The organism is Enterococcus sp. DIV0756, assembly GCF_051710745.1.
Taxonomy (GTDB): Bacteria; Bacillota; Bacilli; order Lactobacillales; family Enterococcaceae; genus Enterococcus_A.
On sequence record NZ_JBIOLF010000001.1, the window covers coordinates 1,660,947 to 1,685,669 of the forward strand.

Genomic DNA, 24,723 nt, shown 5'->3' on the forward strand with positions numbered 1-24,723 from the left:
TAAAGAAAATTCGGTTCTTTTGACTATTTCTTCGGTTCTTGCAAGACCTTTACTTCTGTGACCTTCACCGGATCAACAGGTGTTGATTTTTCACCAGAACCGCTGTCCTTGACTTCACCGCCTGCAATCTTATCAACAACATCCATACCCTCAGTGACTTGACCAAACACGGTGTACTCACCGTCTAATTTTGGTGCGCCACCTTTTTTGTAGGCTTCGATAATTTTTTCAGGATAGTATTGAATCGCTAAACCGTCACTCTGATCTTCATTATTCGTTACGATAAAGAACTGACTGCCGTTACTGCTGCGAGATTCTGCTCGTGCCATTGAAAGCGCACCGCGGATATTATAAAGTTGCTTGGAATCTTCGGTCTTGAAGCCTTTTTTCCAAATACTTTCACCGCCAGTACCATCACCTTTAGGGTCGCCGCCTTGGATCATAAAGTCCTTGATCACTCGATGGAAAGGTGTGTCCTTATAGTAACCACCTTTAGCATGTTTAACAAAGTTTTCTACTGCTTTTGGTGCTTGTTCTGGGAAAAGCTTGATCTTTATGTTTCCTTCAGTTGTAACAAGTTCCACTAAGTATTCATCATCAGTAACTTTATCGTTCAACTGAGGCAAATCCAATTTATTTAAATCTACACTGGATTCCGTTGTTTTTGTGGCACTTTCTTTTGTATCTTTCGTAGCATTATCGCTGCCACAAGCGGCGAATAATCCGATCGACAAGGCTAAGCTTGCACCGATCATTAATTTTTTGAATTGCATATAATTCTCCTTTTCAAACTTATTATCATTCTTATGATAACAAACTTTTAAGTCAGTTCCTATGAAAAAAAGGTGACTTTTGCTTCAAAAAATTTATTGAAATGCCCAATAAAAAAAGGAGATCAAAAATGATCTCCTTGAATGCTACTCGAATTTTATAAATTAGCAAATTTTTCTAACAAACGAATCATTTGGCAAGTAAAGCCGTATTCATTGTCATACCAAGCAACTGTTTTAACTAATTGGTAGTCGCCCGCTGAAGTTACTTCAGTTTGTGTTGGGTCAAAGATTGATCCTTGAGTAGTTCCGATGACATCACCAGAAACGATTTCGCGATCGTCGTAACCAAATGATGGGTTATCAACGGTATGTTTCTTAATCGCTTCGTTGACTTGATCAGCAGTTACTTTTGTTTTAAGAATTGATACCAATTCAGTCAATGAACCATCAACAACAGGAACACGTTGTGCATGTCCTTGTAATTTTCCGTTCAATTCTGGAATTACTAAGCCGATAGCTTTAGCAGCACCAGTTGAATGTGGAATCGTATTATCAGCAGCAGAACGTGCAGCACGTAAGTTACCGCCTTTAACCGGTCCATCTAACAACATTTGAGTTGAAGTGTAAGCATGAACGGTAGTCATTGTACCAACTTCAATACCGAATTCTTCATTTAAGAAGTAAGCCATAGGGGCTAGGCAGTTGGTTGTACAAGAACCTGCTGAAATAATTTTATCGTTAGAATCTAAAGTATCATCATTTACGTTGTAAACGATTGTTTTCATTTGACCTGCTGGGGCTGAGATAACGACACGTTTAACACCTGCGTCTAAGTGAGCTTGTGCTTTTTCTTCTGAAGTATAGAATCCAGTACACTCAAGCACGATGTCAACACCGTTTTCTTTTACCCAAGGGATTTTACTTGCATCTGGTTCAGCATATACACGCGTTTTTTCACCGTCAACAACGATTGAATCTTCTGTCGCAGTAACTGTTCCAGGGTATGTGCCATGTGTTGAGTCAAATTGTAATAATTGTGCCAACATTGTAGGACTTGTTAAGTCGTTGATTGCTACTACTTCGATATCGTCTGATACTTCTTTGATCCGGCGGAAAGCCAAACGACCAATACGTCCAAATCCATTAATACCTACTTTTACTGTCATAACCAAAAGTTCCTCCTTTTTAATATCAAGCAAAGCTTGATGCCTTACATTTTTCATTTTGCAACGCATCAATTTTTTTGTCAAAAGATATTACCTGAGAAATATATTTATAGGAAAATCACTATAAAAAGAGAGCCCACCAATTTTTTTCTTAAGCTTCTATCAATAAGAATGGACTTTTTCGCGTAATCTAGCTACAATAAACGAGACTTTGTTTAATGTGGAGATTCAGTAGTCAATAAAATAAAGAGTGAAGGAGGACACGAAGATGTCCATGTTTTTAGATCAAGTAACAATTGATGTCAAAGCTGGTAAAGGCGGCGACGGAATGGTTGCTTTCCGTCGTGAAAAATACGTACCTGATGGCGGACCAGCCGGCGGCGATGGCGGACGAGGCGGCGATGTGATTCTAGTCGTTGATGAAGGGTTACGTACATTGATGGATTTTCGTTATAATCGTCATTTTAGAGCCACTCCAGGAGAAAACGGAATGAGTAAAGGAATGCACGGACGTGGAGCTGAAGATACGTATGTTAGCGTCCCACCTGGAACGACTGTTCGTGATGCCGATACTGGTGCTTTAATAGGTGACTTAATTGAAAATGGTCAAGAATTGATTGTCGCTCACGGCGGGCGAGGTGGGCGAGGCAATACTCGTTTTGCTTCTCCAAGAAACCCAGCGCCTGAGTTAGCAGAAAACGGTGAACCAGGTCAGGAACGAAATATCGAACTAGAATTGAAGGTCTTAGCTGATGTTGGTTTAGTTGGTTTCCCTTCTGTTGGAAAGTCAACGATCCTTTCAGTCATTTCATCAGCACGACCAAAAATAGGAGCGTATCATTTCACTACGTTGGTACCTAACTTAGGAATGGTCACCACCAGTGATGGACGTAGTTTTGCAGCTGCTGATTTACCAGGTTTGATTGAGGGAGCATCGCAAGGTGTTGGTTTGGGAACTCAATTCTTACGACATATTGAGCGCACACGTGTCATTTTACATGTGATCGATATGAGCGGAATGGAGGGTCGCGAGCCTTATGAAGACTACCAAGCGATTAATAAAGAGCTAAGTACACATAATTTACGCTTGTTGGAGCGCCCACAAATTATTGTTGCCAATAAGATGGATATGCCAAATGCGGAAGAAAACTTGAAGAAGTTTAAAGAAGCGTTGAAAAAAGACAAGAAAGATGAATTTGCCGATGATATTCCTGTTTTTGCAATTTCAGCGATTACAAAGCAGGGATTGGATAATTTGTTGAATGCTACAGCGGATCTATTAGAGGTGACACCAGAATTCTTGTTGTATGACGAGGAAGTAGAAGAAGATACAGTTAATTATGGCTTCCAATCAAACGAACCAGAATTTACGATCACTCGTGAACCGGATGCAACTTGGGTACTCAGTGGCGAGAAATTAGAGAAGCTCTTTAAGATGACAAACTTTGATCACGATGAAACAGTTATGCGTTTTGCTCGTCAACTTCGTTCGATGGGCGTCGATGAGGCATTACGTGCTCGAGGAGCAAAAGATGGCGATCTCGTACGAATCGATAAATTTGAATTTGAATTTGTGGATTAAATAAAAATACTCTATCAAAAAAAGTATCGCAATTCATTTTGCGGTACTTTTTTGTGTGAAGAAAGCTAAAAGAAAGTGTTTTTAATTATCAATAAATAGACCAATTTGAAAAAACCAACACAAAAGATGTTGTCAATTATTAATTTATTTTTAAGAGAAATTATTGATTGAAGAATTTTGAGATTTTAAAAAAACAATGAGAATAAAAAAATAGAAAATAACGTGTTATTTTTAACTAGTTTAATCGCTATTTTTTTGTAAGTATCAATAACTGATAAAATTAAAAGAAAATGGCCTCTTAAGATCTTTCTTAAATGGTTTCGATTGAGAGTGAAAGAGATGCTAAAGTGATTAAATCTTATTTTTACAACGCTGTTATCGGTTTTATTTGGACAAAAGAATTTATTTTGTTACTAAGCCCTTAATAAAATTACTGGAGTTATATGTTCTAAATTTTTATGAATGATTCAAAAAAGTGTTGTTTAAATATGACTATTGAATTATTTTATCTAAGAAAAGTTTTTTTAACCCAAAAATTTTATCAATAATTCTAATTGTGAGTACTGAAATATAAGCTTTTGGGTAGCGTAATAGACCACGCCGGTGTAAACTAACATTGTAACAAGTAATAATTATATTGTTAATTAATAAAACTTTCCTAGTCAATCGGTTGGAAACTTATTTTTAATAATAAAAAAGGGGAATAATGTGATGCAAGTATTAATTTTAACGCACAATATTTTAGTTGAGAGACCTTTAGTTGAAAAGCTGCAACGTCTAAACATTGAAGTTTTAAGTTCAGCAAAATTACTAACAATGCTTCAAGCGAAGCAAGTACCATTAGAAGTAATGAGCTTTTTTGATGTTTTAATTGTTAGTGAAACAATTTCTGATCAAGAGTTATCAATAATTCTTGAAGAGGTCGGTGAAAAATTCACGATCATCAGAGAAACAGATCGGATGCCTCAAAAAGAAGAAAAAGCAGATTGGGAGTCTCAAGGTGTTGATGAATGGCTCCTTGAAGATGAAACACTTAGCGGGTTAAGAGAGAAACTTGCTGAGAAAACATTGAAAGAATCTGTTTATTCAATTGGTTTTGGTATGCGTACACAACAAAAAGAAAACGAACAAGAGAAACGTCCAATTCCATTGTGGAATTTAACACGTTCTGAACGTGAAATGTTGAGTACATTGATTTCAACGAAAGAAGCACCTATTAGCCGAAATGATTTGGCAGTAAAAATTTGGGGTGACAGCGACTCCGCAAGTCATATGACTCGTTTATCAACGATTATCAAACATTTACGCAACAAGTTAAAAATCGATGGTGTTGAATATGATGTCATTCGCACGAATTGGGGCGAGGGATATCAATTATCAAAAGTTTTCTTTGATCACTACATTATTGATGATCGTATTATGGAAGAAATTAAAACTGGAAACTAATTGTCAATTTGGATTGTAGAGACTATTCTCCTTAGAGTAGTCTCTACAATCTTTTTTGTATCAATAAATTTCGAAAGGATAACTCATACTATTTTCCAAAATTTCTTTTTATTGCTAAACTAGAATCAAACGAATAAGGGAGCGAAAATTAATGGAAAAACGAGTAATCATTATGAACTTCGATGTTGAATCAAAAGCCTATGAGGCATTCTCTAAGGCTAAACGGCTACACATGAATAAGTCATTTAAAGGGGAACAAATGGCTGTTGTACATCATTCTGATGATGGCGAACACAAATTTGAGATTGAAGATTTTTTAGATTTCACTGGCAGTAACAAAAGTTCCACTGGTGGTTTAATCGGTATGATGGTCGGCATTCTTGGTGGTCCAATCGGTATTTTATTGGGTTGGTTCACCGGAGGAATGATTGGCGCTACACAGGATGCGAAGGAAGTTCGAGAAGCTACTGGTGTTTTTGAATTTTTAATTGATAAAATCGGCGAGGGAGATACTGCATTGCTTTTAATTGCAGAAGAAGATGATAATCGTCCGTTAAATCAATTGGTTATGATGGAACTTGGTGGAGAAATCACTCGTCTTGATTATGAAGAAGTTGAGAATGAAGTTAAAAAGACGCAAGAGATGGCAAAAGCTTCTAAAGAAAAAGCAAAGACTGAGGAAAAGAATAATTTAGAAGAGTAATCAAAATCGGAAAAAGAATTAATTCTCTATTTAGATTGCACTGAGCAGGACTTTCTTCTAAAATAAGGTTAATTTGATAGAAAGTCAGGAAGATTATGGAATTAGAATTTTTAGGAACGGGCGCAGGTGTACCCGCAAAACATCGAAATGTTAGTGGTCTAGCCTTAAAGTTATTAGATGAGCGAAATGCAATTTGGTTATTTGATTGTGGTGAAGGAACGCAAATGCAAATTTTGCGAACAAATATTAAACCTCGTAAAATCGAAAAGATATTTATTTCTCATTTGCATGGTGATCATATCTTTGGGTTACCTGGTTTATTAAGTAGCCGTTCTTTTCAGGGTGGTGAGGAACCAATCACCATCTATGGTCCAGTTGGGTTAGAAAATTATGTACGAACGTCATTACAAGTGACAAAAACTCACTTAGCTTATCCGTTGAAGTTCATCGAGTTGAGTGAAGGGGTCATTTTTAAAGATAAGCAATTTACTGTTGAATGTATGCGATTGGATCATGGAATTGATAGTTATGGCTTTCGTGTGAAAGAAGCAGATCATGAAGGGATGCTTCAGGTAGAAAAATTAGTAGCGTTAGGTATTCCAGCTGGTCCAATATACGGGAAGTTAAAGCAAGGTCAAAAGGTAACCTTATCTGATGGACGAGTGATTGACGGAACAGATTTTGTAGGGGAAAGTAAAAAGGGACGAATCGTAACCATTTTTGGTGATACCCGATTTACCGACCGATCCGCGGAATTCGCTAAAGCTAGTGATGTGATCGTACATGAAAGTACCTTTAATAAGAATGAAGCAAAACTTGCTCGAGCTTACTTCCACACGACTACCCACCAGGCAGCAGCAATTGCCAAAGAAGCGCAAGCACAAAAGCTAATTTTGACGCATATTTCTGCAAGGTATCTGGCCAAAGAAGCGAAAGAATTAGAAGATGAGGCTCGTGAGATATTTCCAAATACACAGATCGCAAAAGATTTCGATGTTGTTGATGTTCCATTTTCATAAAAATCACGTAAGAATGTAATAGTACATTAAAAGAAAGAAGGAAGCTTGATGGATTTAACCGATAAAGTAGTCGTAGTGACTGGCGGATCAGCCGGCTTAGGCGAGCAAATTTGTTACGAAGCAGCTAAACGCGGAGCAATTGTTGTCACATGTGCTCGACGGATCAACTTGATTGGTCAAGTAAGGGAACACTGTAGTGAGTTAAGCGGCAAAGAAGCCTACGCTTTTCAATTAGATATCGCTGACCCAGAAAGCGTAGAAACTGTGATCGGAAAAATCGCAGATGAAGTGGGAAATGTCGATATTTTGGTAAATAATGCAGGGTTTGGTCTGTTTGATAGTTTCGTTGAATTTGACTTAGATGTCGCAAAAAAAATGTTTGATGTAAATGTTTTAGGCATGATGTATTTTACACAAAAAATTGCTGTTTCTATGGTTAATAATAAATCCGGGCATATTTTCAACGTGGCTTCTATGGCAGGAAAAATGGCGACGCCAAAATCTACAGTTTATTCAGCAACAAAATTCGCGGTTCTGGGTTTTTCAAATGCATTACGTCTAGAGTTGCGGCCGGCAAATGTTTTTGTAACAACGGTTAATCCGGGACCAATCGCTACCGAATTCTTCGATAAGGCTGATCCAAGCGGTAGTTATTTAGAAAATTTAGATGGGATCGTCTTAGATCCTCAAAAATTGGCTAAAACAATCGTGAATAAAATGGGTAAACCGACACGTGAGATTAATCGTCCGTTCATCATGGAAGGGGCTAGTCGTTTTTATACCCTATTCCCACATATCGGGGATTTTCTAGCGGGTGGATTATTTAACAGGAAGTAGGAAGGCCAAATGAAAAAACAATGGAAAGTTTTTTTAGGATTTATTTTAGTCTTGTTGATTGTAATCTTCGCGCTTTCCAATAGCCAAGAGGTCCCAGTGAATTTCTTAATTAAGAAAATCTACTCTTCACTTGTTTTAGTGATTATTGGATCGGCTCTAATAGGAGCGTTAGTTGTCTTTTTAACTTCCGGTGCGACAGTATTTCAACAACGTAAAGAAATTAAACAATTAAAGGAAACAATTCAAAGTTACGAATCGAATAATGAAAAAAAATTGGCAGAAGAAAAAGCAGCTTTCCAACGTGAACAAGAAAATGAAATCGCAGTGTTGAAAGCAAATTACGAAAGTCTTTTAAAAGAGAAAGATCAAGCTTTGGCTTCGATGCAAAGCTCTCAAAATGACCATGAGAAGAAACAGCCAATTGATTATTATGATTAAGAAAGAAGACCTTAGTTAGAAAACTAAGGTCTTCTTCTCTTTCTTGTCCGTTTCTTTTTTGCTATACTAATACGGTTGGGAAGTGATACAGTGAAAAAATCAAGCTTCGATTGGCAGTTCAGAGACGCGACTCCAATAGATTCCACCTTTAAAGAAAATATGGTGAGTCAAGGATACAGCGAAATGTTTGCTGAACTTTTATGGAATCGAAATATACATACAATGAACGATTTTTCGCAATTGATGAGAGCAAATATCGACGATCTTCATGATCCGTTTTTGATGCATGATATGGATAAAGCAGTCGAACGAATTCAAAACGCTATCATGGAAGAGCAACGGATTTTGATCTATGGGGACTACGATGCGGATGGGATCACTAGTACGTCAATTATGCTAGAATCGTTGGAAATGATTGGTGCAGATGTTCATTACGTCTTGCCGAATCGATTTATCCACGGTTATGGTCCAAATAAAGAGTTGTTCGCAGAAAAGATCAATGAGGGAACTCAATTGATCATTACCGTAGATAATGGTGTTGCGGGGAACGAAGCGATTGACTTTGCTAATTCGCAAGGAGTGGATGTAATTGTAACTGATCACCATGAGATGCCGCCGGTTTTGCCAGATGCCTATTGCATTGTGCACCCTAGACATCCAGACGGGCATTATCCATTTGGGGAGCTAGCTGGGGCAGGTGTTGCCTTTAAATTAGCGACGGCATTATTGGAGGAAGTACCATTAGAGATGTTGGATCTGGTTACTATTGGAACAGTTGCGGATTTGGTATCAATGACCGGGGAAAATCGTAATCTTGTGAAGCTTGGCTTACAGGCTATTAAACAAACACAGCGTTTAGGCCTTTTAGAATTACTGAAAATTAGCAGTATTGATTTGCAAAAGGTTGATGAAACAAGTATTGGTTTCAGTGTGGGACCAAGGCTAAATGCTATTGGTCGCTTAGGTGATCCTAATCCCGCTGTTGAATTAATGACAACCTTTGATGGAGAGGTTGCACATCAACTAGCCGAAAAATTAAATCAGATCAATGATGAACGGAAAAAAATCGTACAAGAAACAACTGCTGAAGCGGCCGCATTAATTAATCCAGAAGATGCTGTTCATTTGATTGCTGCAGAAGGGTGGAATCCCGGTGTCTTAGGAATTGTTGCTGGAAATATTTTGAAGCAGACGGGACACCCAACAATCATTCTATCAATAGATGAAAATGGGGTTGCGAAGGGATCAGGACGAAGCATTGAAGCTTTAGATTTGTTTGGTATGTTGAATACCATGCGTTCTAAGTTTACTCATTTCGGGGGACATGCTGCAGCTGTAGGATTAACTATGCCAGCAGAGAACATTCCTGTTCTTCAGAAAATGATGAATGACTACATCTCTGCTGAACAAATTGATTTAAGTAAGGGCTCCGGGCTCCTAATTGATGAAGAATTACCATTATCGACTATTAATCTAAAATTTGTTGAAGAATTAAAAAAATTAGCGCCTTTTGGAACAGATAATCCAGCACCACATTTCTTGGTTGAAGGAAATGTCAGTCTATTTAAGCGTATTGGCAGCGATCAGCAACACGTTAAATTTTCATTGAAAAATGAAGATAGTCAGCTAGATGCAATTGGTTTTGGTTTTGGTGATGAAAGTGAAGAAATTCAACAGCCAGAGACAAAATTTGTCGGAGATTTAGAGATTAATGAATGGAACGGTCAGAAAAAAGTCCAACTTCGTTTGATTGATTTTGCATCTGACGGATTACAGGTGGTTGATCGCCGAGCAAAATATACGTGGAATCAAAAAATTGAAGGCGAAAACGTTCTTTATTTAGCTTTTCAAACGAAAAGCCTGAAATTCTTTACGAAAGAACTACAAAAGCCAGTGTCTTTATATGATGAAACAATTAATTGGACAGACTACGATCAACTAGTTGTTCTCGATTGTCCAGATCAAAGAAATCTGTTGAAGGAAATCACAAATAAAGGACGCTTTGAGCGAATTTATTTATTTCTTTACAGTCCTGATGACGCTTATCTTAATGGGATGCCGAAGCGCGATCAATTTGCGAAATTATACCAATTTTTTCAAAAACAACCGCGAGTAGATATTCGTTTTAAACTGAAAGTTGTTTCGAATTACTTAAGAATTCCAGAAAAATTATTAGTATTTATGATTCACGTGTTTTCCGAGCTGAAATTTGTTACAATAGACGACGGCGTTTTACAAATGGTTGAATCACCAGAAACTCGTGCTTTTGAAGAGAGTAAGATTTACCAGAAACGCATGGCTCGAATTGATAGTGAAGAATTTTTATTGATGAATGATATTCAAACGATTAGAAATTGGCTGAAAAGCTAGGAGGAAATACCGAAATGAATTTGAAAGATTATATTGCTAGTATCCCAGATTATCCTAAAGAAGGGATCATTTTCCGTGATATCTCACCCCTTATGGCTGACGGTGAAGCTTATCGCGAAGCAACAAAACAGATCGTGAATTATGCGAAAGAAAAACAAATTGACATGGTTGTGGGGCCAGAAGCCCGTGGATTCATTGTAGGATGTCCTGTGGCGTTTGAACTAGGCTTAGGCTTTGCGCCTGTTCGCAAGCCTGGTAAATTGCCTCGTGAAGTGATCGAGGTAGAATACGAAAAAGAATATGGAACAGATACATTGACGATTCATAGTGATGCGATTAAACCAGGACAACGTGTATTAATCACTGACGATTTACTAGCAACTGGCGGAACGATTAAGGCCACAATTGAACTAGTTGAAAAACTTGGTGGTGTCGTTGTCGGCTGCGCTTTCTTAATTGAGTTAGAAGAATTACATGGCCGCGATAAAATTCAAGGGTATGATATCTTAACTTTGATGGACTATTAGTAAAAAATGAGCTGGAGAATTTTCTTCAGCTCATTTTTTGTAGTTTTTTTGAATTTAACGTAAGAAAGGCTTTGCGAACTCGCTCAGTTTTTGAGTACCAGATTAGCTCTGTAAGCAATCCCTGTGTGTCTCAGCAACAAGACCCAAATAGTTCGTTCTAAATTGCCAAGAAACATAGTGATCGAAGAGAACTGATGTTGATTGGTACTTAATCGGTGCTTCTTAAATATCGAAATATTTTTTTATTGTCGATAGACTAGTTCTGCTTAATGGAGTTTAGCAGTAACTTCATGCGTAGAAAAGTTAGTTCGTGAAGCCGGACATAGATATACCTGCTGTAAACAATTTATTCATGGGTGAATTGCTTCTTCCTGTATAGTCAAAAAAGCTGCTAGAAAAATTAGCAGCTTGTAAAACAATTTAAGCGGACTTGTGATAATGATGATCGTAAGTCACGTAATAAAAATCTTCGGCTGGTTCCTTATAGTATTGTTCATCCTCGAACTCTTCTTCATCGAGTTGACGCTCAGCATAATGCTGCGCATACTTCCGTTCATCCCACAACATGAACCAGACAAGAAACAAACCAGAGAAAATGACGACCGTAGCTAAAGAACCTAACTTACCGATCAATAATCCTAGCAACAATACGGCGATAATTAAACCAAATCTTCTTACTGCTTTCATCAATAATCACTCCTATATATAAATACGCGAACGTGTGTTTGTATTTCTATTATACGAATGTTTGTTCGTTTTGTAAAGAAAAAAATAATCGGAAATCAATTCCGATTAATAAATATGGTTTCGGTACAAGCCAACTACTTTACCAAGAATAGAAACATTATCGTAAATCAACGGTGCTAACTCATCATTTTCAGGTTGCAAACGAATATGATCAGCTTCGCGATAAAATCTCTTACAGGTTGCTTCATTCTCATCCGTCATAGCGATCACGATCTCGCCGTTTGTGGCTGTTGATTGCTTTCTGACAATGACATGATCACCATCATAGATACCTGCGTTAATCATACTTTCACCGCGAATCGTCAACATAAATAAGCTGCCTTCTTCGCTAGAAAGATCTGGAGGAACAGGGAAGAAGTCGGAAGCTTCCTCTACTGCTAAAATTGGTTCACCGGCGGTAACTACACCTAACATAGGAATGACCTGCGGAGTTACTCCAATTTTTTCTAAACCAGTTACGGTTAATTCGATTGCTCTAGGTTTTGTTGGGTCCCGTTGAATCCAACCCTTTTTCTCTAATCTGGATAAGTGGCCGTGAACTGTTGATGTAGATGAAAGATTCACAGCTTCTCCGATTTCTCTAACAGTGGGTGGGTAACCTTTATCTTCAACGCGTTCATGAATGAAACGTAAAACTTCTAGTTGTTTTGTTTCCGTTCTTTTTGCCAATGCCCGCACCTTCTTTCGTTTTTTTAGTGTAGCATAGTTATTCAAACAAATCAAACAAGCGTTCGTATTTCTTGGTACTTTCAACTTATTTTTTTTTATGTATAATTAGAAGGGGAAAAGAGGTGCTTAAGATGATTAATGATGAAACTATTGCACGCATCAACGAGTTAGCAAAGAAAAAGAAAACAGTCGGATTAACAGACGCAGAAGCACATGAGCAGAAAGTCTTAAGAGAAGAGTATATTTCTTCTTTTCGCAGTGGAATGCGTCACCACATTGAAGGAATGAAAGTTGTTGATCCTGAAGGCAACGATGTTACTCCAGAGAAATTGAAAAAGATCCAAAAAGAAAAAGGCCTGCACAACAGAAAATAAATCTTTTACTGGTTAAGTGATTGAAATGTTAAAATAAATCGGTTACAATGAATCTGTAATTAAAGTATTTATGACCAAAAAGGAGGAACTAATTTGTTCGACAAAATCGATCAACTAGGTGTAAACACAATCAGAACGTTAAGTATTGAAGCAATCCAAAAAGCAAACTCAGGTCATCCAGGTTTACCAATGGGGGCTGCTCCAATGGCGTATGCTTTATGGACAAAACATTTGAATGTTAACCCTGCAACGTCATTAAACTGGCCAAATCGTGACCGCTTCATTCTATCAGCAGGACATGGTTCTGCAATGCTTTATAGTCTTTTGCATCTTGCGGGCTATCAAGTAACAATTGACGACTTAAAGAATTTCCGTCAATGGGAAAGTAAAACACCCGGTCATCCTGAGTTCCATCATACAGATGGCGTAGAAGCAACTTCAGGTCCTTTAGGTCAAGGTATTTCAACGTCTGTTGGGATGGCAATGGCTGAGGCGCATTTAGCGGCAACTTACAACCGTGACAGCTTTAATGTAATCGATCATTACACATACGCTTTATGTGGTGATGGCGACTTGATGGAAGGTGTTTCTGGCGAAGCTAGTTCTATGGCTGGTCATATGAAGCTTGGTAAACTAATTGTATTATATGATTCAAATGATATTTCATTAGATGGCCCAACGTCAAAAGCCTTTACTGAAAATGTTGGTGCACGTTATGAGGCTTACGGTTGGCAACATATTTTAGTTAAAGACGGCAATGATTTAGAAGCAATTTCTAAGGCCATTGATGAAGCGAAGGCTGAAACGGATAAACCAACCTTGATCGAGATTAAAACAGTGATTGGTTTCGGTTCACCAAAAGAAGGAACCTCAGCAGTTCACGGTGCTCCAATTGGACAAGATGGAATCGATGCTGCGAAAGCTGTATATGGTTGGGAATATCCTGACTTCACCGTTCCAGAAGAAGTAGCTAAACGCTTTAAGGAAGAAATTAATGATAAAGGTGCTAAAACTGAAGCTGATTGGGATGCTATGTTTTCAAATTATGAAAATGCCCATCCTGAATTAGCGAAACAATTCAAAATGGCCTTTGCAGGGGAACTTCCAGAAAACTGGGAAGAAAGTTTACCAGTTTATGAAGATGGAACGGCTCAAGCAAGTCGTGTATCAAGTAAAGATGCGATCCAAGCAATTGCGAAAGCTGTACCAAACATCTGGGGCGGATCAGCGGATTTATCTGGTTCAAACAACACAACAATTGCTGATGAAAAAGAATTCCAACCTGACTCCTATGAAGGTCGCAATATTTGGTTCGGTGTTCGGGAATTTGCGATGGCAAGTGCTATGAATGGGATTCACCTGCATGGTGGCACTCGTGTGTACGGTGGAACATTCTTTGTCTTCACTGATTACTTACGTCCAGCAGTTCGGATGTCAGCGATTCAAAACTTACCGGTTATTTATGTGTTAACCCACGATTCTGTTGCAGTTGGTGAAGATGGCCCTACGCATGAACCAATCGAACAGTTAGCAAGCGTTCGTTGCATGCCAAATGTGCAGGTCATTCGTCCGGCTGATGGTAATGAAACTTCAGCTGCATGGATTCAAGCTTTAGAAACGAAAAACAAACCAACCATTTTAGTATTAAGTCGTCAAAACTTGCCAGTTTTACCGAACAGCAAAGCTATGGCTAAAGAAGGCGTAGCTAAGGGCGGTTATGTAATTTCTAAAGCTGAGTCAGATACACCAGAAGGTATCTTGATCGCCACTGGTTCTGAAGTGAACTTGGCCGTTCAAGCCCAAAAAGAATTAAAAGCCCAAGGAAAAGACGTTTCTGTTGTTTCTCTCCCAAGCTTTGATTTATTTGAAGCGCAAGATGAGGCATACAAAGAGTCTGTTTTACCGAAAGCAGTCACAAAACGTGTAGCGATCGAAGCAGCTTCACCATTTGGATGGGAACGTTATATCGGAACAGATGGTAAAATGATCGGCATTGATCACTTTGGCGCATCTGCACCTGGCGATTATGTCTTAGAACAATTTGGCTTTACCGTTGAAAACGTCGTAAATACTTTTAACGAATTATAATCATAGTACGTCTAAACTGAGAAGGGAAACTTTCTCAGTTTTTTTACTTTTAAATTTATAGAACGAGGGCAAACAGCAAGAGAGTTGTATAAAAAAATTGTTTACATAATAAAAATATTTTTATCTGTTTGATTTTTTTATTTATTACGGTTACAAAAATTCTTTGAGAAGAATAAAAATGTTTATCTGTGAGCAAAATAATTTAGACAGAATATAAATTCTGTTATACTGTCCTTGTGCAAAAGTTTGCAAACAAAAAACGAAACAACGAAAGTGGGATGACAATGAAAGTAGTAGTAGTAGGATGTACACATGCCGGTACCGCGGCCGTTAAAAATATTTTAGCAAATCACCCAGATGCAGATGTAACAGTCTTTGAACGGAATGACAACGTTTCTTTCTTATCTTGTGGAATCGCTTTATATGTGGGTGGAGTCGTTAAAGACCCAGCAGGTCTGTTTTATTCTAATCCTGAAGAACTTGCTTCTTTAGGTGCAAAAGTGAACATGGAACACGATGTAACAAACATTGATACAGATGCGAAAAAAGTAACAGCAAAAGACCTAAAAACAAATGAAGAAAAAATTGTTGATTATGATAAATTGGTTGTTACGACAGGATCTTGGCCGATTATCCCGCCAATCAAAGGAATTGATTCTAAAAATATTCTTTTATGCAAAAACTATAACCAGGCAAATGTTATTATTGAGCAAGCGAAAGATGCCAAGAAAGTAGTAGTTGTCGGTGGTGGATATATCGGAATCGAATTAGTCGAAGCATTTGCTGAATCCGGTAAAGAAGTAACACTAATCGACGGGCTTCCTAGAATTTTAAATAAATACTTGGATGAGCCGTTTACAAGTCGATTAGAAAAAGAATTGGTTGAGCGTGGCATTACTCTAGCATTAGGTGAAAATGTTGATGAATTTATTGCTGATGAAGCTGGTACCGTTAAAAAGGTTGTAACAGCAAGTAAAGAGTTTGATGCGGATATGGTGATTCTTTGTGTAGGATTCCGTCCTAACACAGAATTGCTTAAAGGAAAAGTAGATATGCTGCCAAGTGGTGCAATTATTGTCAACGAATATATGCAATCAAGTGATCCGGATATCTTTTCTGCAGGCGATTCAACCGTGGTTCATTATAATCCAACGGGACAAGATCAATATATTCCGTTAGCAACGAATGCTGTCCGTCAAGGAATGCTAGTTGGACAAAACCTAGTCGAACAAAAAATGAAGTATCGCGGGACGCAAGGTACTTCAGGACTTTATCTATTTGGCTGGACAATCGGTTCAACTGGATTAACGAAGGAAAGTGCCGCACTAAATGGAATTGATGCGAACGTCACAGTGATCGAGGATAACTATCGTCCAGAGTTTATGCCGACAACTGAAAAAGTTTTGATGGAGATTGTTTCAGAAAAAGGAACGAACAAGATCTTAGGCGCGCAATTTTTATCAAAATATGACATTACTCAGTCAGCCAATACTCTATCAGTAGCAATCCAAAACGGAATGACTTTAGAAGACCTAGCATTACAAGATTTCTTCTTCCAACCTCATTTTGACCGTCCGTGGAACTACTTGAATCTGTTGGCTCAAGCAGCATTAGCTGAAGTAAAATAATGAAACGACAGGAGGGGAGACCTTCCTGTTTTTTTGTCCACTAAGAACTCTCTGGTACTATTGGACTTCCTGATTTTTTAGTGTAAACTAAAAAAGTGAACGGAGGATTTTTAATGATTTCATTGAAAGATTATTTAGCAGGTGGAGAGACAACGATTTCCAACCTGCTATTACAAAATTATACAAAACTGGGATTGAAAACCGATGAATTTATGTTATGGTTGCAGCTTTATGCGGCTCATCAAGCAGGAGAAGATTTTCCTGATTTGACTTTAATTGCTCAAAATATGGGTAGTACGACTGAAAAGATTTATTCCGCATTGAACACACTTGTTGAGATGGAATTTGTTTCGCTTGAAACCGCACGAGATGAACAGGGAAAACAAAGTGATCATTACAATTTACTTCCAGCTTTTGATAAATTAGACGTGTTGAAAGAGCAGCAGCGCTTTGAAGCAGAGGAAGAAAATGATTTGGCAGCACAAAAGAAAATGCTGCGCTCTTTCGAACAAGAATTTGGGCGACCATTATCACCAATTGAATATCAAAAAATTGGCTATTGGCTGAACGATGATCATTATTCGCCTGCCTTGATTGAATTAGCCTTACAGGAGGCTGTCTTGAATCAAGCGTATAATTTTAAATATATCGAGACGGTTCTGCAAAGCTGGGAAAAGAAAAATATTCGATCAAAGGCCCAAGTAGAAGAAGAGCAACGACGACGAAAACAAATTTTGCTGCAAAAAGAGGAAGAACAAAAACAATCTGAAGAATTACCAAAAGTCTCTTTATATAATTGGTTAGAAAGGAAGGACCCGGATGCTTAGCAAAGAGAAAACAATGGAAGCTTTGTCGCGCATGTATGATATGTTTCCAGATGCAGTCGGAGAGCTTCATTCTGAGTCACCATTCCAACTATTGATCGCAGTGATCTTAAGTGCCCAAGCGACAGATGTTTCGGTTAACAAAGCGACACCAGCGCTTTTTGAAGCTTATCCAACGCCGGAAGCTTTGGCTCAAGCACCCATTGAAGATATTATCACAAAGATCAAAATGATTGGTTTGTATCGGAATAAAGCTAAAAACATCAAGGCTTGTGCAAAAATGCTGCTGGACAATTACGGGGGCGTGGTTCCTGCATCTAGAGAAGAGTTAGTTAAATTACCCGGCGTTGGCAGAAAAACAGCAAATGTTGTCCTTGGCGATGCTTTTGGAGTGCCTGCGATTGCAGTTGATACGCATGTCGAACGGGTCACTAAGCGATTAAGAATATGTAAATTAAATGCTTCCGTCACAGAGGTTGAAGCAACATTGATGCGAAAAATCCCAAAGGAACTATGGGTGAAAAGTCATCACACCTTAATTTTCTTTGGTCGATATCATTGTACCGCCCGATCTCCTAAATGTGAAATTTGTCCTTTGTTGGATATGTGTCAAGATGGAAAAGACAGACTAAAAGCCGCTCGAAAGTGATTCGAGCGGCTTTTTTTTAATTGCTAGATCTCGGTTGTTCATTTTGAGCAGCCGGTGTCTGTGTAGGAGGCTGACTACTTGACGACGGTTGAGATGGTTGGGGTTCGGCGGCCGATGAAGATGGCACCGGTGTTGAGCTTGCCGGTGGAACATTGCTGCTTGCCGGCGGAGCCACTGTTGACGATTCTGACAAACTTGATTCAGGTGCTACACTGCTGCTACTCGAACTCGTTGATTCATTAAACGTACTACTACTATAGTAAGAACTTTGGTAGGAATAGCTAGGTGCTGGAACCGATGAAGCTCCTTTAACGTAGAGTTCGTTCCCGATTCTTAGAACATCGTTAGGCATCACCCAATCTTCATTTGAGACATTTTGTGAGGCGTAGCTCATCATCTCGCGGTAAACCTCTTGTGCAATGTTTTCCGATTGTGTGGTGATTGGCGTTAACCGTTTATCATATCCAGCCCATATAGACAAGGAATAGTGGGGCGTATATCCCGTGAACATGACATCTGGTGAAATTGATCCATAATGAGGAATCTTCGCCAATTCATCATCCGTATAGTTTGACGTTCCCGTTTTACCTGCTTGGAATAGGTTAGGAATTTGTGCATACGTTCCGGTTCCTTTGGTAATTACGTCTTTTAACATATCTGTAATCATATAAGCAGTGTAGGGCTCCATTGCTTTTTTTCCTTTATTTTCAAAGGTTTGCTCTGAGCCATCTTGGTATTTGATTTTATTGATGTATAGTGGTTCGTTATAGGTACCACCATTAGCAAAAGCAGCATAGGCTGCTGCCATTTTTTCCGTGGAAATGCCATATTTCGTTCCGTCTTGGGTTTCCGTATTACTTGAGATTGCATTCGCTTGTTGAATTTCTTTATATTGAATACCTAAATTTTTCAAGAATTTCGACACATTTTCAGGTCCGACTTCATTGAAAAGCTTCACAGCTGGGACATTTCGAGAATTATACAGGGCTTGACGCAACGTAATATTTCCTTGGTAGCTGTTGTCCCAATTCTTAACGGCCGTTTTTGTTCCTTCGTAATAATAAGGCTGATCATCAATCCGCTCAGCAGTGGATTTTTGTTCATATTCAATAGCTGGGCCGTAATCAGTAATAGGTTTAACCGTTGAACCAAAATCGCGGTTTGTACTTACCGCACGATTCAAGCCTAAGTAAACATCGTCCGCAATGTTTCGACCTCCGATTTGAGCTGTCACTTTTCCAGTTTTGCTATCCATCAAGGTAGCAGCGATTTGTAAATCTTCATCCGGATATTGGACATATTCATCTCCGTTTACAATCGAGTAAAGTCGATTTTGCGCATCAGTGTCTAGATTCGTGTAGATATCTAGGCCGTCAGTGTAAACATTTTTCCCAGTTTTATCTTCAACTTGAGCAATAACTTCTTTCACATAATTATCCGCCACTTTGCGCTCTTGATTATCTGTTTCTAAAGGAAGTAAACCTTGATCAATTGGTTCATTGATGGCTGCATCATACTCTTTTTGAGAAAGCTTTTTGTTGTTTAGCATCGTGTAAAGTACTGTATCACGACGTTCCTTGGCAGCTTCCGGGTGTTTATAAGGATCATAAGAATTAGGTGCCTGCGGCATCCCCGCCAATAACGCCGTTTGCGCGATCGTCAAATGCTGCAATTCTTTACCGAAATAAGTTTCGGCAGCTGTTTCCATCCCATACAGGCCGTTTGCCATATAAACCTTATTTATATAGTAGGTTAAAATTTCTTGTTTCGAATGCTTCTTCTCTAGTTGAATGGCCAACCATGCTTCTTGGGCTTTTCGACGTAAGGTTTTATCCGCTTCCTCAGTCGTTGTTGAAAAGAAAGAAAGCTTGACCAGTTGCTGGGTCAGGGTACTTCCGCCTTGCAAACCACCCTTATTAGTAAGGTTGTGTAAAGCAGAGCCTGCAATACGTACTGGATCAACGCCATTATGTTTGAAAAAGCGGCGATCCTCGACGGATACGATCGCATCATCTAATTCTTGTGGAATCTTGTTTGCGCTGACCTTTTCGCGTTTTTCGGCACCAAGGTCTTCAAAGATATTTCCGTTACTGTCGAAAAGCTTAGATGATACCGTTGCTTCTAATTTTTTTTCACTCAAAGCTGGTGCATCTTTTACATAGTAGAAAAAGATACCGATACCGGTTAACAATGCCACGCAAAGCGCCCCTACGATTGCGATAGCGATCTTCAGACCGATATGGCGATTCTTTTTAGTTTTTGATTTAGGTTCCTTTCCTTGAGAGGTTCGCATTTTTTTTTGCGAACGTGAGGGATTAGCCATTTGATTAACTCCTTTTTTCAAGATATTGTTCCACCGCATCCAAATAAGGGATTCTTGGAGCAATTTGCGGTGTGATCTCGATACCAACTGTTTCAATTAATTCTAGCGGTATTGATTTTTTCCCATTTTCCTGCTCGTTCCAACAGTTTACCAGTTCTTCAGCAGAAAGAAAAAAGCAACGATTCAAACTTGAAAACCAAAGTAAAACAAAGCAAATCGCATCCTGCTTTAAACATTGCTGCATGTGAGTGATCTGGTGTTGATGGAAGTTTTTGAGTGGAAAGGAGGTCTTGTTTTTTGATTCCTTTGCTTCAAAATCTAAATAGTATCCGCGATAAACACCATTATAGTCAGTTGTAGAGGGCTGTCTAAAATAAGCCTCCTTAATCACCGCAGCACTTCGTTTAGGGTAATCGACCTTAACAATCTGAAGTGGTGTTGGCTTTTTATGGACAACTGCCTTATCATGAGTTAAGTAGTACTCGTTGCTTTGATTGATTGCTTCTTCAAAGCGCATGCCGCGATTAGCAAACGTCGTTTCTTTTTGTAATGGGCGTTCTCTTGGATTCTTTTGTGAAAATAGCTGACCATTGGGGTAGTGAAAGGCCATATTTCATCACACTCCTGTTTGCTATTATAGCAAATTTTTTTGAAAGATATTTTATTTTTAAGTGAAAGTAAGGAAAATGCAATGAATGAAACAATACAACGACTATACGTAACAGGATATCAAAGCTACGAACTAGGAATTTTCAGTGAACAAGACCCTCGTGTGCAAGTCATTAAGAATGTTTTAAAAAGAGAATTGACTGCACTGATTGAAAATGGTTTGGAATGGGTCATGATTAGTGGTAGCCTCGGAACAGAAATTTGGGCAGGACAGGTGATCAATGATCTGAAGCAAGAGTATCCGGAAATTAAATTAGCCATTATTTTCCCATTTGAAGAGTTTGGAAATAACTGGAAAGAACACAATCAATTACTTTTAAGCGAACTCGTACAAACAGCTGATTTCGTGGATGCAGTCAGTCATCAATCGTATCAGAACCCCGGACAATTTAAAAATCATATAAATTTTTTATTGCAACATACAGAAGCGGCGCTAGTCGTCTATGATACTGAGTATCCTGGAAAAAGCAAATTCTTTTTAGCTGATGTAGAAAAATTTCAGGAGCAAAATCCCTACGATTTGCTTACAATTACAATGGATGATTTAGAAAATTCTTCAGACTTTGGGGATAGTGTTTGATTTCCTTAGGTTTATCAGCTAGAATATATAGGAAAGTAAATTAAGATAAGAGCTAATGAGGTGGAAAAATGGCGAATGTAATCTATACTCCTAACGATATTTTGGAGCAAGAATTTAAAACAAAAATGCGTGGTTACGATCCGATTGAGGTCGACGAATTTTTGGACAATGTAATTAAAGATTATGAAGCTTATAACAAAGAATTATTAACACTAAGAGAAGAAAATGATCGTTTGAAAGCTAAAGTTGAACAACTATCTAAAGCTCAGCCAGCACCTTCACGTGTGAAAGAGGCAGCGCCGAAGAGTTCAGCTGTTACAAACTTTGATATCTTGAAACGTTTATCAAATCTTGAAAGAGAAGTGTTTGGTAAAAAACTCGATCAACAAGCAGCAAACCAAACTTCAGCTTCTGATTTTGGTCAAAGCTACACTCAAGACGAAAACGATATCGAGAAAACTCGTCAGTTTTAATTTGAATGATGCAATTTTTGGGTGATCGCGGTTTGCACTACGCAGGCTGAGGAAAGTCCATGCTCGCACAGACTGAGATGTCTGTAGTGTTCGTGCTTAGCGAAACCATAAGCTAAGGTACTTCTTTATGGAGTAACGGCAGAAAAAAAGGCTAAGGAGCAATCTATGTCTGAGTATTCTTGAAAGTGCCACAGTGACGAAGCATTTTGAGAAATCAAAATGGTGGAACGCGGTAAACCCCTCGAGCGAGCAACCCAAACAATGGTAGGGGCGCTTTTTCTAAGGAAATGAACGATGAAAGAGACGGCATTTTTGCCGGAGATAGATGATTACCACGACGATCACACTTCCCTGAGTTGATCGTCGCACAAAACATGGCTTACAGAAAATTGCAGCAATTCAGGGTGCCTTCCAACTTTGCGTTGTGAAGGTCTTTTTTTGCGAGTTCCACTTTGCGCTTTAGCGCAATTAGTGGAATCGTATGCGAAATGAGAATAAAACTAATTTTTTCGCTTTTTGAAAAAAATTATTACCTTAGTACGAAATAGCTGCCAGTCCAACTTTTCGCAGAGTTCCAAGTCGGATTGATAAAAAAAGCTTAAAACTTTATATTGATACGCGTGATTTAGTTGGATGGTATGCGTACGAAAATAAAGCTTTTTTCGGTCTTTGAAAAAAGCAATCCATTGAATTGAGCTAGATGCGAATCCCACTTCACATTTAGCGCAATTAGTGGAGTCGTACGCGAAGAGAAAATAGAACTCATTTTTTTGGTCTTTAGAAAAATGAATACCTTAAAATGAAATAGCTGTCAGTTCTGCTTTTATAGTAGTCAAAAACCGAACTGACATTAGCAAAATAAATTCATTGATCATACTGTTTAGTAGAATGATTTGTGGATAAAAAGTACCTCTTATAGACTTGCTTTACTTTACACTTCAACTTAAATGAACTTAATACTATAAAGAAAAAACCAAAGGAGCTATTATGAAAAAACAATACAGCCTGATTGCTACTGCCGCAGCAGGTATCGAGGCACTAGTAGGTAAAGAGTTACGGGACTTGGGTATTGATTGCCAAGTCGAAAATGGGCGTGCCCGTTTTAAAGGCGATTTGGAAACGATCGCTACTGCCAACTTATGGCTAAGGACAGCTGACCGAGTAAAAATCATTGTTGATGAGTTTGATGCATATACTTTTGACGAATTATTCGAAAAAGTTAAGGCAATTCCATGGGAAGATTATTTACCAATGGACGCTGAATTTCCAGTGGCTGGGCGGTCAATCAAATCGAAATTGTACAGTGTGCCCGATTGTCAATCAATTACCAAAAAAGCGATTGTTGAACGCTTAAGAGAAGTTTATCATCGTCCTGCTCGTGTGCCATTACCTGAAACAGGAGCATTATTTCAGTTGGAGGTTGCTTTGTTAAAGGATCACGTCGTTTTGACATTAGATACAACAGGCCCAAGCCTATTTAAACGTGGTTATCGTTTGGAAAAAGGGGGCGCTCCTTTAAAAGAAAATATGGCAGCGGCATTAGTTATGTTGACTAATTGGCGAAAAGATCGTCCATTTTATGACCCAGTTTGTGGATCAGGTACCTTATGTATTGAAGCGGCGCTGATTGGTCACAACATTGCACCAGGATTCAATCGTGACTTTGCCTGCGAGTCGTGGGATTGGTTTGACCCAGCTGTTTTTGATAAAGTTCGTACCGCAGCGGATGAAGCGGCTGACTATGATATCGAATTAGATATCGCTGGTTCTGACATCAATGGTCGGATGATCGAGATTGCTCAAGCCAACGCAGAAGAAATCGGATTAGGTGATTCAATCCAATTTAAACAGCAAGCGGTCAAAGATTTTAAAACAGAAAAGGAATATGGTGTGATTGTAGCCAACCCACCTTACGGAGAACGTTTAGGGGAAGAAGAGCAAGTGCGTGTATTGTATCGCGAAATGGGTGATGTTTTCCGTCCGTTAAAGACGTGGAGTAAATACATCCTGACAAGTGATTTAGCCTTTGAAGAGTTTTACGGGGCGAAAGCAACCAAAAAAAGAAAGTTATACAACGGCGCGATACGTACGGATCTATTTCAATATTGGGGCGAACGTCCACCGAGAAGACCACGTAATGAAGCAGAATAAAGTAAATGTGACTCGTCAATACGCGAAAGAAAAGCTTGGCGATGATCGCAGTGGACACGATTTTTACCATGTGGATCGGGTAGCGAAAATTGCGAAGAAGTTGGCAGAACAAGAAGGTCTTAAGGATACAGTAATAATTGAAGCTGCCAGTTATTTACATGATGTCATTGACGACAAGGTAGTTGAAAATGTAGCAGTTGAAAAAGAAAACCTTCAAAAGTTTTTAAAAGAACAGAACTTTTCTGTCGAAGAAATCTGTGAAATTTTTGAAATCATCGAAAACATTTCTTTTTCTAAAGAACTGGAGGAGGGAAAAGCGGATCTGACGTTATCCGGCAAAATTGTACAGGATGCTGATCGTATTGACGCATTAGGAGCGATCGGTATTTTGCGAACGGCCTATTATGGAGGACACACGCAAAGTCCGCTGTATGATCCGAATATTGCACCTCAAACATTCAAGACGAAACAAGCGTATCGTGAAAAAAGTACGGTGATCAACCATTTTTACGAAAAATTGTTTAAGCTTCCCGCCACAATGAATACGCAAGCAGGCGAAAAGGAAGCACAAGAACGTCTGATTTTTATGAAAGAGTTTTTAAAAAAATTTTATGATGAGTGGAATTTATCATAAATAGGACTCGAAAATAATAAGATTAAAATAAAAATATCCTTTAAACAAGCCTT

Annotated in this window: 23 protein-coding genes and 1 other RNA gene; 18 read left to right on the plus strand and 6 right to left on the minus strand. The window is 38.6% G+C overall.

The window, feature by feature from the left end:
* Positions 1-23: 23 nt before the first annotated feature.
* Both IGI44_RS08100 and gap read right to left on the minus strand, forming a co-directional pair.
* Positions 24-773 carry a peptidylprolyl isomerase gene (locus IGI44_RS08100; RefSeq protein ID WP_438787269.1) on the minus strand — a complete coding sequence of 250 codons (750 nt, stop codon included), beginning with the start codon at positions 771-773 and terminating at the stop codon, positions 24-26.
* Between the two features lie 155 nt (positions 774-928).
* Positions 929-1,939, minus strand: coding sequence for a type I glyceraldehyde-3-phosphate dehydrogenase (gene gap / locus IGI44_RS08105; protein WP_438787270.1), 1,011 nt, complete (start codon positions 1,937-1,939; stop codon positions 929-931).
* Between the two features lie 268 nt (positions 1,940-2,207).
* On the opposite strand from gap, the gene obgE reads away from it, so the two are divergent.
* The 8 genes from obgE to IGI44_RS08145 all read left to right on the plus strand — a co-directional run bounded on the left by obgE (position 2,208) and on the right by IGI44_RS08145 (position 10,861).
* Positions 2,208-3,521, plus strand: coding sequence for a GTPase ObgE (gene obgE / locus IGI44_RS08110; protein ID WP_438787271.1), 1,314 nt, complete (start codon positions 2,208-2,210; stop codon positions 3,519-3,521).
* Positions 3,522-4,232: 711 nt separating this feature from the next.
* A complete protein-coding gene (locus tag IGI44_RS08115) occupies positions 4,233-4,967 on the plus strand; it encodes a winged helix-turn-helix domain-containing protein (protein WP_438787272.1) in 735 nt (244 codons plus the stop codon).
* Between the two features lie 151 nt (positions 4,968-5,118).
* Positions 5,119-5,670: a DUF1269 domain-containing protein gene (locus IGI44_RS08120; protein WP_438787273.1), complete on the plus strand. Its 552-nt coding sequence runs from the start codon at positions 5,119-5,121 to the stop codon at positions 5,668-5,670.
* Positions 5,671-5,765: 95 nt separating this feature from the next.
* On the plus strand, positions 5,766-6,689 hold the full coding sequence (gene rnz, locus IGI44_RS08125; protein ID WP_438787274.1) for a ribonuclease Z: 924 nt from the start codon (positions 5,766-5,768) through the stop codon (positions 6,687-6,689).
* Between the two features lie 48 nt (positions 6,690-6,737).
* Positions 6,738-7,526 (plus strand): SDR family NAD(P)-dependent oxidoreductase, encoded by a 789-nt coding sequence (locus IGI44_RS08130; RefSeq protein WP_438787275.1) that lies wholly within the window; start codon positions 6,738-6,740, stop codon positions 7,524-7,526.
* A gap of 9 nt (positions 7,527-7,535) precedes the next feature.
* Positions 7,536-7,964, plus strand: a complete 429-nt coding sequence (locus tag IGI44_RS08135) for a LapA family protein (protein ID WP_438787276.1) — start codon at positions 7,536-7,538, stop codon at positions 7,962-7,964.
* Positions 7,965-8,054: 90 nt separating this feature from the next.
* Entirely contained in the window at positions 8,055-10,334 is a 2,280-nt protein-coding gene (recJ, locus tag IGI44_RS08140) for a single-stranded-DNA-specific exonuclease RecJ (RefSeq protein WP_438787277.1), read from the plus strand.
* A 14-nt stretch (positions 10,335-10,348) separates the two neighbouring features.
* On the plus strand, positions 10,349-10,861 hold the full coding sequence (locus tag IGI44_RS08145) for an adenine phosphoribosyltransferase (RefSeq protein ID WP_438787278.1): 513 nt from the start codon (positions 10,349-10,351) through the stop codon (positions 10,859-10,861).
* Between the two features lie 420 nt (positions 10,862-11,281).
* Here the strand turns inward: IGI44_RS08145 and IGI44_RS08150 are convergent, their stop codons facing one another.
* Both IGI44_RS08150 and lexA read right to left on the minus strand, forming a co-directional pair.
* Complete coding sequence (locus tag IGI44_RS08150) at positions 11,282-11,548, minus strand: hypothetical protein (protein ID WP_438787279.1); 267 nt, start codon at positions 11,546-11,548, stop codon at positions 11,282-11,284.
* A 105-nt stretch (positions 11,549-11,653) separates the two neighbouring features.
* The gene (gene lexA / locus IGI44_RS08155) at positions 11,654-12,277 is read right to left on the minus strand and encodes a transcriptional repressor LexA (RefSeq protein ID WP_438787280.1); all 624 of its coding nucleotides are present in this window, start codon (positions 12,275-12,277) and stop codon (positions 11,654-11,656) included.
* 131 nt (positions 12,278-12,408) lie between these two features.
* Here lexA and IGI44_RS08160 point away from each other — a divergent pair, with 131 nt between their 5' ends.
* From IGI44_RS08160 to nth, 5 genes are all read left to right on the plus strand, one after another.
* Positions 12,409-12,651: a DUF896 family protein gene (locus tag IGI44_RS08160; protein ID WP_301517569.1), complete on the plus strand. Its 243-nt coding sequence runs from the start codon at positions 12,409-12,411 to the stop codon at positions 12,649-12,651.
* A 93-nt stretch (positions 12,652-12,744) separates the two neighbouring features.
* Positions 12,745-14,739 carry a transketolase gene (gene tkt / locus IGI44_RS08165; RefSeq protein WP_438787281.1) on the plus strand — a complete coding sequence of 665 codons (1,995 nt, stop codon included), beginning with the start codon at positions 12,745-12,747 and terminating at the stop codon, positions 14,737-14,739.
* Positions 14,740-15,023: 284 nt separating this feature from the next.
* Positions 15,024-16,367 carry an FAD-dependent oxidoreductase gene (locus tag IGI44_RS08170; protein ID WP_438787282.1) on the plus strand — a complete coding sequence of 448 codons (1,344 nt, stop codon included), beginning with the start codon at positions 15,024-15,026 and terminating at the stop codon, positions 16,365-16,367.
* A gap of 113 nt (positions 16,368-16,480) precedes the next feature.
* A complete protein-coding gene (locus IGI44_RS08175) occupies positions 16,481-17,194 on the plus strand; it encodes a DnaD domain protein (RefSeq protein WP_438787283.1) in 714 nt (237 codons plus the stop codon).
* Positions 17,187-17,840, plus strand: a complete 654-nt coding sequence (gene nth / locus IGI44_RS08180; protein ID WP_438787284.1) for an endonuclease III — start codon at positions 17,187-17,189, stop codon at positions 17,838-17,840. Before IGI44_RS08175 ends, nth begins: the two co-directional genes overlap by 8 nt.
* Positions 17,841-17,856: 16 nt before the next feature.
* Here nth and IGI44_RS08185 read toward each other — a convergent pair whose 3' ends face one another.
* Entirely contained in the window at positions 17,857-20,163 is a 2,307-nt protein-coding gene (locus tag IGI44_RS08185) for a PBP1A family penicillin-binding protein (RefSeq protein WP_438787285.1), read from the minus strand.
* A gap of 4 nt (positions 20,164-20,167) precedes the next feature.
* Positions 20,168-20,773, minus strand: coding sequence for a Holliday junction resolvase RecU (gene recU / locus IGI44_RS08190; protein WP_438787286.1), 606 nt, complete (start codon positions 20,771-20,773; stop codon positions 20,168-20,170).
* 81 nt (positions 20,774-20,854) lie between these two features.
* Here recU and IGI44_RS08195 point away from each other — a divergent pair, with 81 nt between their 5' ends.
* The 5 genes from IGI44_RS08195 (at position 20,855) to IGI44_RS08215 (ending at position 24,670) form a co-directional block, all read left to right on the plus strand.
* Positions 20,855-21,412: a DUF1273 domain-containing protein gene (locus IGI44_RS08195; RefSeq protein WP_438787287.1), complete on the plus strand. Its 558-nt coding sequence runs from the start codon at positions 20,855-20,857 to the stop codon at positions 21,410-21,412.
* A gap of 68 nt (positions 21,413-21,480) precedes the next feature.
* Positions 21,481-21,885, plus strand: a complete 405-nt coding sequence (gpsB, locus tag IGI44_RS08200) for a cell division regulator GpsB (RefSeq protein ID WP_438787288.1) — start codon at positions 21,481-21,483, stop codon at positions 21,883-21,885.
* Between the two features lie 13 nt (positions 21,886-21,898).
* Positions 21,899-22,272, plus strand: an RNA gene (gene rnpB / locus IGI44_RS08205) — RNase P RNA component class B.
* Positions 22,273-22,872: 600 nt separating this feature from the next.
* Complete coding sequence (locus IGI44_RS08210; RefSeq protein WP_438787289.1) at positions 22,873-24,036, plus strand: THUMP domain-containing class I SAM-dependent RNA methyltransferase; 1,164 nt, start codon at positions 22,873-22,875, stop codon at positions 24,034-24,036.
* Positions 24,023-24,670 (plus strand): HD domain-containing protein, encoded by a 648-nt coding sequence (locus IGI44_RS08215; protein ID WP_438787290.1) that lies wholly within the window; start codon positions 24,023-24,025, stop codon positions 24,668-24,670. Before IGI44_RS08210 ends, IGI44_RS08215 begins: the two co-directional genes overlap by 14 nt.
* Positions 24,671-24,723: the final 53 nt, after the last annotated feature.